This is a genomic window from Shinella sumterensis, from assembly GCF_004514425.2.
Classification (GTDB): domain Bacteria; phylum Pseudomonadota; class Alphaproteobacteria; order Rhizobiales; family Rhizobiaceae; genus Shinella; species Shinella sumterensis.
In genome coordinates, this window is sequence record NZ_MYFN02000015.1 from 106,059 (window position 1) to 121,187 (window position 15,129).

The 15,129-nt window shown below is 60.6% G+C and carries 12 protein-coding genes and 1 pseudogene; 6 read left to right on the top strand and 7 right to left on the bottom strand.

What is annotated here, in order from left to right:
• Positions 1–9 precede the first annotated feature (9 nt).
• Together B5M41_RS22465 and B5M41_RS22470 are read left to right on the top strand one after the other, a co-directional pair.
• The gene (locus B5M41_RS22465; RefSeq protein WP_134650281.1) at positions 10–774 is read left to right on the top strand and encodes an SDR family NAD(P)-dependent oxidoreductase; all 765 of its coding nucleotides are present in this window, start codon (positions 10–12) and stop codon (positions 772–774) included.
• A gap of 34 nt (positions 775–808) precedes the next feature.
• Positions 809–1,552 (top strand): sulfite exporter TauE/SafE family protein, encoded by a 744-nt coding sequence (locus B5M41_RS22470; protein WP_134650282.1) that lies wholly within the window; start codon positions 809–811, stop codon positions 1,550–1,552.
• Positions 1,553–1,646: 94 nt separating this feature from the next.
• Here B5M41_RS22470 and B5M41_RS22475 read toward each other — a convergent pair whose 3' ends face one another.
• A complete protein-coding gene (locus B5M41_RS22475; protein ID WP_134650283.1) occupies positions 1,647–2,753 on the bottom strand; it encodes a mandelate racemase/muconate lactonizing enzyme family protein in 1,107 nt (368 codons plus the stop codon).
• A 188-nt stretch (positions 2,754–2,941) separates the two neighbouring features.
• Between B5M41_RS22475 and B5M41_RS22480 the strand changes: the two genes are divergently transcribed.
• On the top strand, positions 2,942–3,820 hold the full coding sequence (locus B5M41_RS22480; RefSeq protein WP_134650284.1) for a LysR substrate-binding domain-containing protein: 879 nt from the start codon (positions 2,942–2,944) through the stop codon (positions 3,818–3,820).
• A 235-nt stretch (positions 3,821–4,055) separates the two neighbouring features.
• Here the strand turns inward: B5M41_RS22480 and B5M41_RS22485 are convergent, their stop codons facing one another.
• The 6 genes from B5M41_RS22485 to B5M41_RS22515 all read right to left on the bottom strand — a co-directional run bounded on the left by B5M41_RS22485 (position 4,056) and on the right by B5M41_RS22515 (position 12,265).
• Positions 4,056–5,243 carry an MFS transporter gene (locus tag B5M41_RS22485; protein WP_134650285.1) on the bottom strand — a complete coding sequence of 396 codons (1,188 nt, stop codon included), beginning with the start codon at positions 5,241–5,243 and terminating at the stop codon, positions 4,056–4,058.
• A 620-nt stretch (positions 5,244–5,863) separates the two neighbouring features.
• Complete coding sequence (locus B5M41_RS22495; protein WP_134711011.1) at positions 5,864–7,285, bottom strand: diguanylate cyclase domain-containing protein; 1,422 nt, start codon at positions 7,283–7,285, stop codon at positions 5,864–5,866.
• A 618-nt stretch (positions 7,286–7,903) separates the two neighbouring features.
• The gene (locus B5M41_RS22500; RefSeq protein ID WP_134650300.1) at positions 7,904–8,914 is read right to left on the bottom strand and encodes a LacI family DNA-binding transcriptional regulator; all 1,011 of its coding nucleotides are present in this window, start codon (positions 8,912–8,914) and stop codon (positions 7,904–7,906) included.
• Between the two features lie 114 nt (positions 8,915–9,028).
• The gene (locus tag B5M41_RS22505) at positions 9,029–10,039 is read right to left on the bottom strand and encodes an alcohol dehydrogenase catalytic domain-containing protein (RefSeq protein WP_134650288.1); all 1,011 of its coding nucleotides are present in this window, start codon (positions 10,037–10,039) and stop codon (positions 9,029–9,031) included.
• A 3-nt stretch (positions 10,040–10,042) separates the two neighbouring features.
• Entirely contained in the window at positions 10,043–10,813 is a 771-nt protein-coding gene (locus tag B5M41_RS22510) for an L-iditol 2-dehydrogenase (RefSeq protein ID WP_134650289.1), read from the bottom strand.
• A gap of 138 nt (positions 10,814–10,951) precedes the next feature.
• Positions 10,952–12,265, bottom strand: a complete 1,314-nt coding sequence (locus tag B5M41_RS22515) for an ABC transporter substrate-binding protein (protein ID WP_160871981.1) — start codon at positions 12,263–12,265, stop codon at positions 10,952–10,954.
• A gap of 322 nt (positions 12,266–12,587) precedes the next feature.
• On the opposite strand from B5M41_RS22515, the gene B5M41_RS22520 reads away from it, so the two are divergent.
• From B5M41_RS22520 to B5M41_RS22530, 3 genes and pseudogenes are all read left to right on the top strand, one after another.
• Positions 12,588–13,574, top strand: a complete 987-nt coding sequence (locus B5M41_RS22520; RefSeq protein WP_134650302.1) for a tagatose kinase — start codon at positions 12,588–12,590, stop codon at positions 13,572–13,574.
• Entirely contained in the window at positions 13,571–14,839 is a 1,269-nt protein-coding gene (locus B5M41_RS22525; protein ID WP_134650290.1) for a D-tagatose-bisphosphate aldolase, class II, non-catalytic subunit, read from the top strand. Before B5M41_RS22520 ends, B5M41_RS22525 begins: the two co-directional genes overlap by 4 nt.
• Positions 14,840–14,894: 55 nt before the next feature.
• Positions 14,895–15,129, top strand: a pseudogene (locus B5M41_RS22530) (sugar ABC transporter permease); the annotation flags it as partial.

A 15,129-nucleotide genomic window follows, 5' to 3' on the forward strand; every position in this document is an offset into this window, starting at 1 on the left:
GTGCACCGCATGTCGAACCGCCGCGGAACGCCATTGGCCGGCAAGGTCGCGCTTGTCACCGGATCAGCCCGTCGTATCGGCCGGGCGGCGGCGCTCGCTCTGGCGGAGGAGGGCGCCCATGTCATAACGCACGCCCGCTCGTCAGTTGCCGAGATCGCGTCCGTTGCCGACGAGATCCGCGCTGCCGGCGGGCAGGCAACGGCGCTGCTCGCCGACATTACGGACGAGGTCGCCGTGGAACGGCTCGTCGAAGAGATTCACGAGCGCGTTGGCCGCGTCGATATTCTGGTCAACAACGCCGCGATCCGCAGCGAGAGGGCGCTCGCAGACCTCGACCTTGCGACCTTCCGGTCGGTCTATACAGTTGCCGTTGAAGGCGCGTTCCTCGTGACGCGGGCACTCGTGCCAGACATGGTTGCCCGTGGTGGCGGCCGGATCGTCACGATCGGAGGCGTGAGCGCCCATGCGGGCGCGATCGACCGGCTGCACGTCGCAACGGCGAAATCGGCGCTGATCGGCTTCGCCAAGGCGCTCGCCGCCGAACTCGGAGACCATGGCATCACGTCGAACCTCGTTGTTCCCGGCCGTATCGGCGGCAAGCGGTCGGCAACGTCGGGCGCTGGCGGTCGTTTCGCCGGGGACAGGGGCCCGATCGTCAACCGGGAAGGTGAGCCTAATGACGTGGCGGAGGTGATCAGGATGCTCGCCTCGCCCGCAGGAGGTTATATTACCGGGCAGACGATCCATGTCAGCGGCGGGCTCTATCTGCCATGACGCCCTGTCGAGAGGCCGCTGCCGGGATCGGGAGATGACGGTCGTTTTCTTCATCGCCATAACAGTCGCCGTGTTCCTGACATCGCTGCTGTCTGGGATCTTCGGCATGGCGGGTGGTCTGATCCTGCTCTGGATCCTGACTTTCCTGCTGCCGATAGCCTCGGCCATCGCCGTACACGGACTGGTGCAGATGGTGTCGAACGGCTCGCGCGCTTGGATGTCTCGTGCCTATCTGGATGTCCGGACGCTGATCCTTCTCTTGTCCGGTCTGGGGACGGCTGCCGGCTTCCTCGCCTTCATCGACTATAGGCCCAGCCTCGTCGTCGTGTCCGTCGTGATCGGCGTCATGCCCATTCTTGTCTGGCTGCCAATGGGCAGGCTGCGGCTGGACGGCCAGCGACCGATCCAGGCCTTTCTGTGCGGGCTGATATCCGGCAGCCTGTCGATCGCCATCGGCGTTTCGGGACCGACAGTCGACCTCTTCTTCATCACCACGCGCATGGATCGTCGGCAGATCATTGCGACGAAAGCGGCCTTCCAGCTCATCACCCACGGCATGAAGGTTCTGTTTTACGTCGATGCCGCAGCCGAACTAACGGTCAATGGCTGGATGGTCGTCATTGCCGCGATGCCGTTCGCGATCATCGGAACGCGAACCGGCAACGTCATCCTCCATCGCATGTCGAACGAGCGCTACCGCACGTGGGCCCGGTGGATCGTGACGGCCGTCGGCGCCGTCTACCTGCTTCGCATCCCTTTTTCGGATTTCTCCTGGTGAAGTTTCACATCGGCGGGAGGACCAGAGGAAGCGCTCGTCAGTGCTGCATTATGATCACCTGTAACCTCTGAAATGCGATGGGCTCTCACCAACATCAACCATAGGAACCGACAGGGGCGCCAAAGATGGACTCATCGGGTACGACGCCGAGGCCCGGTCCACTCGGAAGCTGGATATGTCCATCCTTGATAGCCACGCCGTTTTCAGGGTCGTAGTGATGTTCGATATAGGGTTGAGCCAGCCATACTCCTTCGTTGAGACGCGGCAGGACCGTTGCCCCAATGTGGGTGCAGGCAGCGGCGATGATGTCGCCACCCCATGCGTCGTCACAGGTGTGCGGCATCGAGCGGGCCTCACAGACATCGCGGAACGCCGCCATTTGCTGTAGGCCGCCGATGCGGGTGACCTTCATGCCGAAACCGTCGCAAAGGCCCTCGCCGACAGCTCGGAGGACCGTTGAGAGGTCAATCCCGTTCTCATCAATATAGACACCGTGATGGAGCTGTCCGCGAATGGCCTTGATTTCCTCAAGCGTGTTGCAAGGCTGTTCCAGAATGAAGGGAATGTCAGGGCATTCTCGGCTAAGACGCAGCGTGTCGCGCGTCGTTAGCGACCGGTTGCCGTCGATGGCAAGGCGCATCTTGCCACCAATGCGTTCCCACACCTTGCGCACGACCGCTATGTCGATCTCGACCGGTCGGCCGCCCACTTTGATCTGCAGCCGCGGATAGCCTTCGGCCGCACGCTCTGCTGCAATACGAGCGATGTCATCTGGTTCACCGACACCGGATGCGTAGTAGGAGGGCACCCGCTCGGTAACAACACCACCCAGAAGATCGGCGACGCGCAAACCAAAATGCTTCCCCATCACATCGTAAGCGGCGATATCGATGGCGGCTTTTGCGTATTGATGGCCGTTCAGAAGGGCGTCCATGGTGCGGCGGAGCACGACAGGTTGAAGCGGGTTCGCACCAATCAGGCCCCGCGCAACCACTGCCAGTGCCGCACGGGCACCTTCCGCATGATGCGGCTGGTAAGTGGGGCCGACGGGACAGGTTTCGCCCCAACCGACAAGGCCGTTGTCAGTGACGATCTTGACCAGCGTGGTATCGAGCGAAAACACTTCGCTGCTGGCAATCTTATAGGGGCCGTCCACGACCGGCAGGGCGTGTGAATAGATATGGATTTCCGTAATCTTCATGGAAGCCTCAAGACAGTGGCCGGTGGCCGTGCAGGTCATGAATAAACAGACAGGCACCGTCATGACGATGGCGCACATTCGGGTGGTTCAACTGAACGGGATTGTCATTGCGGTAAGGCCAATTGACAACAGCACTTTTTTTGGCGTGAGATTAGTTGGATTAATGTCAGTGCCGGATAAGGTGACCGATGCGCCGTCCCTACGATCTTCCATCCCTGACGGCTCTGGCCTGTTTCGAGGCCGCCGCTCGCAAGGCAAGTTTCAAAGATGCCGCGCAGGAGATGAGCGTAACGCCGGCAGCGGTCAGCCATCAGATAAAGGCCCTGGAACGGGATCTCTGTTGCAGCCTGTTTGTTCGACGCAGCCGTGGCGTCGAGCTGACGGAAAAGGGCGCTTTCCTGTTTCTTTCGATCCGTCGCGGCTTCGAGGGGATATCGGAGGCGGTGACCCAGACCCGCGATCGAAACAAGACGGTTGACGTGACGATCCGCACGACCACGGCGATAAGCTCCTTGTGGCTCATGCCCAAAATCTCGGCGTTCTGGAAAATCTATCCATCCGTGAGTGTCTCACAGGTTACGAGTGATGTTCCAAGCAACAGCGGGCATTGCGATCTCAGCATCCACTATAGCGATCCCGACGAGAGCGGCGTGGAACACCGCTTTCTTTTTCAGGACCGCATAGTCGCGCTGGGGACCGCTGCGTTTGCCGCCCAGCACCGTGTTTCGAGCATTGCGGACCTGGGCAAAGTGCCTCTCATCCATATGAGCAACGAGGAAAACGGCTGGACAACCTGGACCGACTGGTTCGAGGCGCTGGGACATGCGGCGCCGAAAGGGCGAGGTTTTTTCGTGAACAACTATATGATCGCGCTGCAAGCAGCCCAGGACGATGTCGGCGCAGTGTTGGGCTGGGACGGGCTGGTGAGCAGCGTGATGGCAGCGGGGCGGCTCGTTCCGCTGGTGCCACAATCGGTTTCCTCACCCGTGCCGTTCCATCTGAAAATCCATGCCAAGGCGAGCGGCAAATCGCGCCTGTTTGCGGATTGGCTGGCCAAGGCGATCTGATCCGCATGTTTCATGTATGCGAATCCCGTAGAGACGCCGCGGTTGGAGGTTCCTATCCCATCAGGAACCGAGGGCGGGAGGCGTGTTTCTCAGGAAGTCGAGAAACGCGCGCATTCCCGGTCCGATATGGCGGTGTCGCGGGTAGTACAGGCGAAGCCCCGGGTAACCCGAGATCGGCAACGGATGCGAGCATCACGTCGCCATGGTCCGCAAAGCACCAGATCCAGGGGACGTCTCAATCCCCTGTCCCGAACTTCCGCAGTATGCCCGCCACTGCTGAGAACACGACGATCAGGGCGCCGTAGCCGAGGGTTGTTGGCGTGAGGCCGAACGCACCGACGCATAGGCCGGCCAATAGTGTGGGCAGTCCGAAAGCGAGATAGCTCAACGTAAACAGGGCGGCGAAGAGTTCTCCGCGCTCATCCGGGCGAACGACCGGAACGATCGACCGCAGCACGCCGTAAAAGCAGGTGCCAAAACCCGTTCCGGCGATTGCAAGCGCGGCAAGATAGGCGGGCAGTGATGACCAGGCGATTGCCGCGAGCGTCAGGGCGGTGCCGATGGCCAGCGCGGATGTCCCGTAAAGCGTGACCTGCCGCGACGAGTGGCTGCGCGCGACATAACAAGCGATCGCGCCGGCGGCGCAGAGGAGCACGATCACGCCGGCTTGCGTTACATGATCCTTCGCGCCGAAGACATGCCGGACGATCGGGGCTCCGAGAGAGAGATAGAGGCCACCCGTCGCCCACCCGGCGATCACCGCCGGTGCGCTGCGCCAGAAAGCTCTAGCAGCGGTCTTCGGCACGCCGATGCGCGGACGAAGCGACGCCCAGACGCCTTCATGCCGCGGCGCTGTTTCGGTAATGAGCCAGATCACGGCGGCAAACAGCGCGTAGGCAGTGACCAACGCGCCGAATACATCCGCTTCCGCATGATCCGTCACATCCATCAAGATGCCCGCCAGCAATGCGCCGACGGCGAGCCCGCCCAGTGGGATGACAGAGTTCCATATGGAGGCACTTCCGGGCTTGTCTTCGGGTTCAAGATCCACCACGGTGGCTGACAGAGCCGAGAGGAGCAATCCGGCTGCGATGCCTTGCAGCCCACGTGCGACGATCAATCCCGCGACGTCGCCCGCCCGCCAAAAGAGCAGCAGGCTCAGCGCCATCAGGGCAAAACCTCCCGAAATCACCGGTCGCCGGCCGATGTGGTCCGAGAGCGACCCGGTGACGAGCAGCGATATCAGCAACGCGACGGTGTAGACGGCAAAGATTCCGGTCAGCGTCGCGGCTGAAAAGCCCATCTCCTGCTGAAGCGCGGGATAAAATGGCGAGGGCGCACTGGCGCCGGCCATCATTACGGCCATGCCGGCAAGCGTGATGCGGAAGCCGGCCGAACTGCGGAGCGGTAAGGCGAACGTCATATCGGTTACGGTATACCCAATTGGTTCGAATAATTTCGAACTAATCGCTACTATCATTTCCGTAAAGGTTCAACTAAAATCGAACCATGGCCTCTGATGTCACCGATCTCCCACATCCTGCTCGGTCTGATATGCAACTGACCGACGTGCTTTTTGCGTTGAGTGACCCCGAACGCCTCGCGATCGTTCGCCAGCTCGCTGGGGGCCCCCTAGATATGGCACAATGCCATCTTTCCGACCCTGCGATACCCAAATCGACGAAATCGCACCTGATGAAGGTGCTGCGTGAGGCGGGTGTCATTCGCAACGAGCCCCTGGGGCGTGGTCGTCGGCTGAGCCTCCGGCATGACGATCTGGAGGCGCGATTTCCTGGATTGCTCGGTGCAGTCCTGTCTGCCAGCGCCAGGGTCTAGGACGTTTTCGCCGGCATGCGGACAAGGGGCGCTGGCTGACGGGCGGCAGATGAGCGCAGATGATCCGGCCTCCGAAGAATATCAGTCTTTTGAAGGAGGCAGTTGAGATATCGGATCGGCGGTCAGGGAAATTTTCATGATGGGCGTCTAGCGGTCGACGATTGCTTGGCGCTGCTCGCAGTGCTCGGGCAGATCGCGCCTGCACCTTCAACCGTTGCGAATAAGGCGCGGTCGTCGAACCGCTTGGATGGAAGCCGAAATCACGCCTCCGCGCCCAAGCGCCTTAGCCTGATACAGAGCCGTATCGGCAGACCGCAAAGCTGCATCGCAGTCTGCTCCTGAAGAGTTGACCTCGCTCACCCCAAACGACGCTCCAATAGTCGCTTGGCAGTCGAGCAGCCGCATTGGTCTTGAGAGGGAAAGCGACAATCTTTGGCATGCGAGGTTGGCTTCCTGGACTGAGAGGCCCGGCATGAAGATGGCGAATTCGTCGCCACCCAGCCGGAAGAGCCGGTCGCATGGACGAACGCCCGACCGGAGACGAGCCGCGACGGTTTTCAGCACCTCGTCGCCTGCAGCGTGACCATGCATGTCGTTGACGGCTTTGAAGCCGTCGAGATCAAGGCAGGCAACGACGAACGAACCCTCTTCGGAAAGCGCCTCGAACTCACCTTGAAGCACCGATCGGTTGGAAAGGCCCGTCAGGAAATCATGCGTGGCGGCATGGCGCATCTGCTGCTCTTGCCCGACAAGATTTCTAACGGCCGCTTGAGATATGCGCACAAAAGCCGCAGCTCCCGCCATAAGAACGCCCACGACCGTGACGATGAGCGGAAGCGACTGATGAACGACGTCTGCAGCGGGCGTCGGCGGCCGCCATGACAGCGCCTCGACTTCCCCCTCTGGACTGACTGCAATCACAGCGCGAGCCCTGTCGGCGGTGACCGCGGCGAGCGGCGTGATCGTTGGATCGTCCAAAAGAAAGCGCTTGCCGAAGAACTCTTGAAGCGTGTCTCCGATCGGCATAGCGGTCACCAGAATGGGAGCGCGCGGCATGAGTGGTCGTGCTGTTCCAAAGTCCGGTTGGAAAAGGCTTGCCGTTATGAGAACAGCCTCGTCACCGATTGCCTCTATATGGCTGACGGCAATGGGCGTCGGGATACCGGCCTTCTTCGGACCATGTTGCTCCTGGTCGCGGACTTGGGCCACCAGCTTGCTGGCGTCCCGCATGAATGCATCGGTCCCCCTCGCAAAGAACCGAAGATTTTTTACGGTATCGTCCGTGCGCGCATAGATGACCGCGTTATCTCGATCGAGGACCATCATTGAACGTGTCCGGGAAGTCCCAATCAGCGACGCGCCGATGTTCCGGTCGGCCCACGCGCGATCGAAGCTGTTGTCTAATTTGGCAATGGCTTCATCCCATATTGTCCAAGCGGTCAGCGAAAACTCCACGTCGCCAATCCACATTGCAACATTGCGCTCGACCAAGATTTCTTGTTGCCTGCGAGCATCGGCGTCAACGGTATCCACGGCGTAATAAGGGATTGCTGCAAGCCCGGCGATAAGCATCGTCAGTCCCGCGAGAATGGGGGCGACGAGCTTCAGTTGGATAAATCGCACCGCCACAGTCGTCCCTTCGGATGTTGGAATAGATCGTCCGAAGGCAGAGATACACGCGAGTGATTACGATCGCATTATTGACGCTGGCCGGGGCGCCTTGAACTTGCGATAAATACGTGCACGAGCATTTTATAGTTTCCAGTTTATTTTCGGGTGTCTTTTACGCCCGGAGAGGTGAATATCTGTCATCAAGGCAATAAAACAACTTAAGATGGCATGAAAAGCGGTGCTCGCATGCGGCTCTTAAGGTGAGGGATGTGTTCGATGAACGCAGTTTGCGATGCCAAGTCCTACCTAACAGAGTGAAGCCTTCCGGACCGCGTGCCACGTTTCATTACATCGGCATCTGCGTGTAGGGCCGGCTCTCCTCCTGAAGCGATTCAATCAGCGATTTGATGACCGGAAGGTCTTCCGCTCGTTCTTCACAACTAAGTAGTGGCCGTCCGTGCTCGGCATCGTGTGGGGGAGGAGGCGGACGAGCTGCCCGGCGGCGATCTTGTCGCTGACATGTAACTGCCACCCCATGAGGATGCCATAAACTCCACCAAAGGCGCTATCTGGCTGGACGGATGTTCTATTCCGCTCGAGAGCAAGCTCTCCATCCATAAGCGAAGGTGGGGACAATCAGGCTGAGTGCCGTAGCATGAGCTCCGACTTGAGGAAAACTCTATCCGACAGTCGTTTGGGATTTTCATCCTCGCTAAGTTTACCGAGTAACAGTTCGATCGCAAGCCTACCGATTTCATTGTAGTTCTGTGCGACCGTGGTAATCGGCGGGCAAGCATAGCGTGACAACGGATGATCGTCGTGGCCGGCGACGCGCAGGTCGTACTCGCTGCCATGGCCGACTTTTATTCCTCGTTGCCATGCTGCAGCAATAACACCAAACGCCAGTCGATCGTTCGCGCACAGGATCGTGCGCGTTGGGAGTAGTTCAAGTCGCTCGAAAAGCCGGTTTGCCTCCTGAAACGCAAAGTCTTCGAAATCCCACGTCGAGTGATCCGAAACCGTGATAACGCGTGGCTCTATGTTCAGACGCTTCATCGACTCTCTGTAGGCGGAAACGCGCTTCTCGGCATTGGTGTTCACATGAGGCATTCCGAAATAACATGGCGGCTCACCGGAACGGCATAGATAGTCAACGATAAGCCCGAAACTCTGGTGGTTATCTGTCCCAACGAAAGCCGAGGATTCGTCAATAGGTGAATCAACGTAAACAAGAGGGATCGCTTCACCCAATTGCTCAAGTGTAACCTGGCGGGAGCGAACGCCGAGAGGGGCAATGATTGCGCCGGCCACGTTCATCGACTTGAGCGTTTTGATCGCATTATCTTCCATTGACGAGCGGCCGTCAGAGGAGAGCACAAATGCAAGAAAGCCGGCTTCGTTAGCAATAAGCTCGATGCGGCGGGTCAGCGCCATATAGAAGGGATCTAGCGAGTTTGGAATCACGACGCCAATGATGTTCGAGCGGCGGCGATTGAGATTGACGGCAAAAAGATTTGGCCTGAAACCCGATTTTTTGAGTGCCTCCTCGATGGTATTGCGCGTCTTTTTGCGCACCGAGGAAGGGTCGTTGAAGTACTTCGATACCGTGGGCCGTGACAGGCCGACGAACTCGGAAAAATCCTCCATGGTTCTGATCGACTTGGCCAAGCGGCTGCTCCCTACGGTCCCGGTGTTCGCTTTCATAACCGGCCTCATTTCGCGCGGAAAGCCGAAATTGAGGCCGGCCAAGCGGTTCTGCGATCAATCGGAGACGAACTGCACCTTCATCGTCACGGGGTTCGTCGGCTTCCTTGTGAAGAACGGCAGGACTTCGTCGAGCGTCAGTTGGTGCGAGACGAGCTGCGCCATGGAGCCGTCGTCCTTTTCCAAGATGGCCAGCGCGTCGGGAATGTTGCGGTTGAGCGAATGAGACCCGACCAACCTCAATTGTCGGCGAAAGATCTCGAACGGGGCGATCGAGATGCGGGCGTCCGGCGCGCAGACACCGAAGAGAAGTGCCGTCCCACCATCTGCGACGAGATTGATCAAGCCCTCAACGACGCTGGCAATGCCGGTGGCATCGGCCACGAAGTCGAACGAGCGCCGTCTGGCGGCAAGTTCGGCGGAGCCGGAGACAACGCCGCCGAGGCCGAGATCGGCGGCAAAGGCGAGCCGGGTCTCGTTGATATCGGCGACGGTGACGCTCTTGACGCCCTTCGCCTTCAGCGACAGCGCCAAAAGCAGGCCGATCGGCCCTGCGCCGATGACCAGCGCCTCCTCTGGAACAGGTGCTGCGCCGCGCAGGCCCGCGCTGTTGAGGCCGTTCACCACGCAGGCCAGTGGTTCGGCAAGGGCCGCGACGGTGAAGGGCATGGCGCCGATCCCGTGCAGCTGATCGGCGCGTACGAGGCTGTATTCGGCAAAGCCGCCATTGTGCGAGACCCCATAGGCCTTTAGGTCGCGGCAGAGATTGCTCAGCCCCTTGCGGCACGACGGGCAGGTGCCGCAGGGCAGGTTCGGATCGACTGCGACGCGGGTGCCAATTTCAAGGCCGGCAACATCGGCGGCAACGGCGTCCACCACGCCGGCATATTCATGGCCCGGCACCAGCGGAAAGGCGCCGTCGCCATAGCGCGCGTGCAGCACGTCGATATCTGTATGACAAAGACCCGATGCCTTTACCTTGACCAAGGCGTGGCCTGCGGGAATGTCGTCAATCGTCAGATTGGCAAGCCTTGCTTCTCCCTTGGCGGTGAACTGGATCGCTCGCATCGCTCAGCTCATCCAGTTTCCGCCGTCGACATTGTATGTCTGGGCGAGGATGTAATCGCTGTCGCTGGAGGCGAGGAACAGGGCCAGGCCCTTGATGTCATCAGGCGTGGCAAACCGGCCGATCGGGACGGACTTCGCCACAGCCGCCTTCTTTTCACCCGGCTTCAGGCCTTCCCACTCGGCGAATTTGGCGTCGACGATGTCCCAGTGCTCACCGTCCACGACGCCGGGAGCGATCGCGTTGACATTGATGCCGTATTTGACGAGCGCCAGTGCTGCCGACTGGGTGGCCGAGATGATCGCAGCCTTGGAGGCGCAATAGAGTGTCACCAGGGCTTCGCCGCGCCGACCGGCCTGGCTTGCCATGTTGATGATCTTACCGCCGCGACCGCGGGCGATCATCACATTCGCCACCGCCTTCATGGTAAAGAGCGGCCCCTTGAGGTTGACGTCGAAGACGCGCTGGTAGCTTTCCTCGGTGATCGCCTGGATCGGCGCCATGTCGAAGATGGCGGCATTGTTGACAAGGATGTCTATGCCCCCGAAATCGGCGTCGATTTTGCTGACGACGGCGTCGATATCCTCAAGCCTGGTCACGTCGATTTTCATCGCCGTCGCGGCCGCGCCGATTGTGGCTGCCGCTGCTTCGGCGCGCGCGAGATTGATGTCCGCGATAACGACCCTCGCACCCTCGGCGGCGAAGATTTCGGCAAAGCCGAGACCGATGCCGCGGGCGCCGCCGGTAATGAGCGCTACCTTGTCCTTGAGTTTCATGTCTCTTCTCCATGCGTCACAGGGCAAGGCCGGCGCCGCGAAATCCATTGGTTGAGATGATCCGGTTTTGCGAAAACCCGGCGCCGAAGTGCCGGGTCCTCCTGGGAGGGCCTGCGGGTTGATCCGCAGACGGGAGCCTCACTTGATGTAGCCGGCGCGCGTCATGTCGCGTTCGACCTGGGCCTGTGCGGCCTCGAGCGCAGCGTCCACGGTCTGCTGGCCGGCCAGCGCGGCGCTGACCTGCTGCCCGACGAACGTGCCTATCGCCTGGAATTCCGGGATCGCGACGAATTGCACGCCGGTATAAGGCACCGGATCCTTGGTCGGTTTCGAAGGATCGGCTGACATGATCGCCTCGAGCACCGTTGCGGCAAAGGGCGCGGCCTTCTGGTATTCCGGCAGGGCATAGGTAGACTTGCGCGTGCCCGGCGGTACGGCGACCCAGCCTTCGCTTTCACCAACCATCTTCACATAGTCCTTGGAGGTCGCCCATTTCAGGAAGGACTTGGCGACTTCGGCCTTCTGCGACGTGGCCGGAATGGCGAGGTTCCACGACCACGACCAACTGGAGCCGTTGGACGTCTCGGCGATCGGTGAGCGCGTGAAGGCGATCTTGTCGGCGACTTCGCTCTGCTTGGGATCATAAACGCGGCCGGCGGCCGACGTCGCATCGATCCACATTGCGCAATGACCCGTCGCAAACAGCGTCTGGTTCTCGTTGAAACCATTGGCGGTGGCACCCTGCGGGCCATATTCGGTGAGAAGTGCGACATAGTCGGTGATCGCCTTCTTCCAGGCGTCCGAGTTCAGCTGCGGCTTCCAGTCCATGTCGAACCAGCGGCCGCCATAGGCGTTCACCATGGTTCCGACGAAGGCCATGTTCTCGCCCCAGCCCGGCTTGCCGCGCAGGCAGATGCCGTATTGCTGCTTGTCCTTGTCGGTCAGTTTGGCGGCGAATTCCTTGATCTGCTCGTAGGTCGGCTGGTCCGGCATCGTGAGGCCGGCCGCTTCGAAGAGGTCCTTTCGGTAAAGCGTGAACGAGCTCTCCGTGTAGAAGGGCACGGCATAGAGCTTGCCGTCGACCGTCAGGCCGGCCGTGATCGGCTCCAGAAGGTCCGCGTAGTCGTAGTCGTCGCCGAGATCGTCAACTGGTGCGAGCCAGCCCTGTTTGCCCCAGATCGGTGCCTCATAGCCGCCGATCGTCATGATATCGAACTGGCCGCCCTTGGTGGCGATGTCGGTCGTCACGCGCTCGCGCAGCACGTTTTCTTCCAGCACGACCCAGTTGATCTTGTTGCCGGTCTGCTTCTCCCAGGCCGCCGACAGTTTCTGCATGATGATCATGTCACCATTGTTGACGGTGGCAATGCTGATTTCCTCAGCCTGCGCCAGGCCGGCAAAGAGCCCAAGGCCAACGGCGGTCGCCGACAGCATGCGGATCATGTTCCTCATAGGTCCGTTCCTCCTTTACGGATGTTTGCGCATAAAATTACATGCGTAAAGTTTTATCGTGCATGACTTGGGTCTTGTCAAGGCGCCTGGTGGCGTAGTGCGACGGCGGGAAGCCGACAGCCAAGCGTATGTATATGAGAAATATAGATAAAGGTATTCTCTATGCCGCTTTTCGATTTGCTCTTCCCAACCTCACATAGCGAACTGCACTCCAAAAAATAATTTACGCGCGTAAATATTGAGTTGACATGATGTAAGTTGCTGCCGTATCGAGTTGGCCGCTTCGGGCGATAACCGGCCCATTGCGGCGGAGGCAGCATTGATGAGACCAAGCGAATTGGCGCCTGAAGATCTGGGCCTGACGATCACCGTTGGTGAGATTTTAGTGGAGATCATGGCGACGACAGTCGGTGCGGGGTTCCTGTCGCCACAGTCGTTCGTTGGCCCGTTTCCGAGTGGTGCGCCAGCAATCTTCATCGACCAAGTTGCGCGGTTCGGAGGTGCGGCGGGTATCGTTGCCGCGGTGGGCGCGGATGATTTCGGGACGATCAACGTGGAGCGGCTTCGAGCCGACGGTGTCGATGTCTCGGCGATTGCGACCATCCAAGGCAGGCCAACCGGCAGTGCCTTCGTGCGCTACCGGCCGGATGGCGCACGCGACTTCGTCTTTAACATCACCCATTCTGCTGCCGGCGAGGCACGCATGACCGAGGCTGCCCGCGCGCTCGTGGCCAAGTCCGGCCATGTTCACGTCATGGGTTCGGCATTCGCTATTCCGGGCATCGCCGCCGCCCTCGTCGAGGCGGTCGCGACCGTCAAGGCGCGCGGCGGGTCGGTTTCCTTCGATCCGAATATCCGCAAAGAGCTGGCCCAGGCCGACGAGGGCCGCAAGCTTGTCGATGATGTACTGGCCGTCACCGATCTCCTGCTTCCCTCTGGTGATGAACTGCTTGTCGCGGCTGATGCGGCGACTGAAGAAGCCGCTGTGGAGCGCCTGCTTGATCTGGGCATCGGCGAGATCGCGCTGAAGCGCGGCAGTGCCGGATCCAGCCATTTCAGCCGGCAATTCGGCCGTGTCGATTGCCCGGCCTTCTCTGTGGAGGAAGTCGATCCGACGGGCGCGGGGGACTGTTTCGGTGCCGCCTATCTGACGAGCCGACGCGCCGGCCTCGCCCCGGCCCGCGCGCTGCTTTATGCCAATGCCGCCGGAGCGCGCACGGTCACGAGGCAGGGGCCGATGGAGGGCGTGTCCAGTCGAGAAGAGCTCGACGAGTTCATCGCGGCAGCGGGCCGGGAGGTCGGGATATGAGCCGTTTTCTCACAGGCCTTGCCGATGCCCGCCGCGCCCGTCGCCCTTATGGCATCGTTTCCGTCTGCTCCGCCCATCCAATCGTGCTGCGTGCAGCATTGCGCCGTGCCGCGAAAGGGGAAGGTCCGGTGTTGATCGAGGCGACCTGCAACCAGGTCAACCAGTTCGGCGGCTATACGGGTATGACGCCGGCCGATTTCATCGCCTTTGTCGAGGCGATCGCGCGCGAAGAGGGCGTCACGCGCGACAAGATTATCTTCGGCGGGGATCATCTGGGACCGAACCCCTGGCGCAAGGAGCCGGCAGCCGTGGCGCTCGAAAAGGCGGCAGGCATGGTAGAGGCCTATGTCGCGGCCGGTTTCACAAAAATCCATCTCGATGCCTCTATGGGCTGTGCCGGCGAACCGGTCGCGCTGGATGATCGCACCGTCGCTGCGCGCGCCGCCGCCCTCTGCGCCGTTGGCGAGCAAACGGCCCGGCGTGAAAATCTACCGATGCCGGTCTATGTCCTTGGCACGGAAGTGCCGATACCAGGCGGTGCCGATCATGCATTGGACAGCGTCGAGCCCACCGCGCCCAGCGCTGCGCGCGAAACGATTGCCGTGCACCGCGACGCCTTTGCCAAGGCAGGATTATCCGATGCCTTCAAGCGGGTCATCGCCTTCGTCGTTCAGCCCGGCGTGGAATTTGGCAGCGACAATGTCGTCGCCTATGATCCGCCGCGCGCCGCAGCCTTGAGTGCCCTTCTCGATAGGGAGCCGGCTCTGGTCTTCGAGGCCCATTCCACCGACTACCAGACGCAGGAGGCACTGGCGGCGCTCGTCGCAGACGGCTTTCCGATCCTGAAGGTCGGGCCAGGACTGACGTTCGCCTATCGCGAGGCGCTCTATGCTCTCGACCTGATCGCCTCCGACATCGTGCCCGGTTATGGTGATCGCCCGCTCCTGCGGGCGATGGAAGCGCTGATGCTGGCCGCGCCCGGGAACTGGAGCGGCTATTACCACGGCGACGAGACGGCGCTCAGGATCCAGCGCCATTTCAGCTACAGCGATCGCATCCGCTACTACTGGACCCGACCTGAGGCGGAACGTGCCGTTTCGGCCTTGCTGGCCGCGCTGGACGGCGTGCGTATCCCCGAAACGGTGCTACATCAGTATCTGCCGATGATCGCGCCGACAGCGGCGGACCGCCCGGAGGATATCCTGATTGCCGCAGTGGATCAGGTGCTGGCGATCTACAATAGCGCGGCTGCCGAGCGGTCGTAGCGGAGCGGGCGCGACGAACGAAGCCGTCACCTGAAAAAATTGGGAGGTCACGATCATGGCGACGGAGAATACGCGTGGATTGGCGCGTCTTATGTTGGCACCCTCTGTGGGTTTGCTTCTGATCTGGATGATCGTGCCGCTGGCGATGACATTGTGGTTCTCGTTCCAGAACTACAATCTCCTGAACCCGGCGAATGTCAGCTGGACAGGTCTCTTCAATTACAAGTTCTTCTATACGGATCCGGCCTTCTTCCAGTCGATCTGGAACACGCTGCTGATCGTCGGCGGCG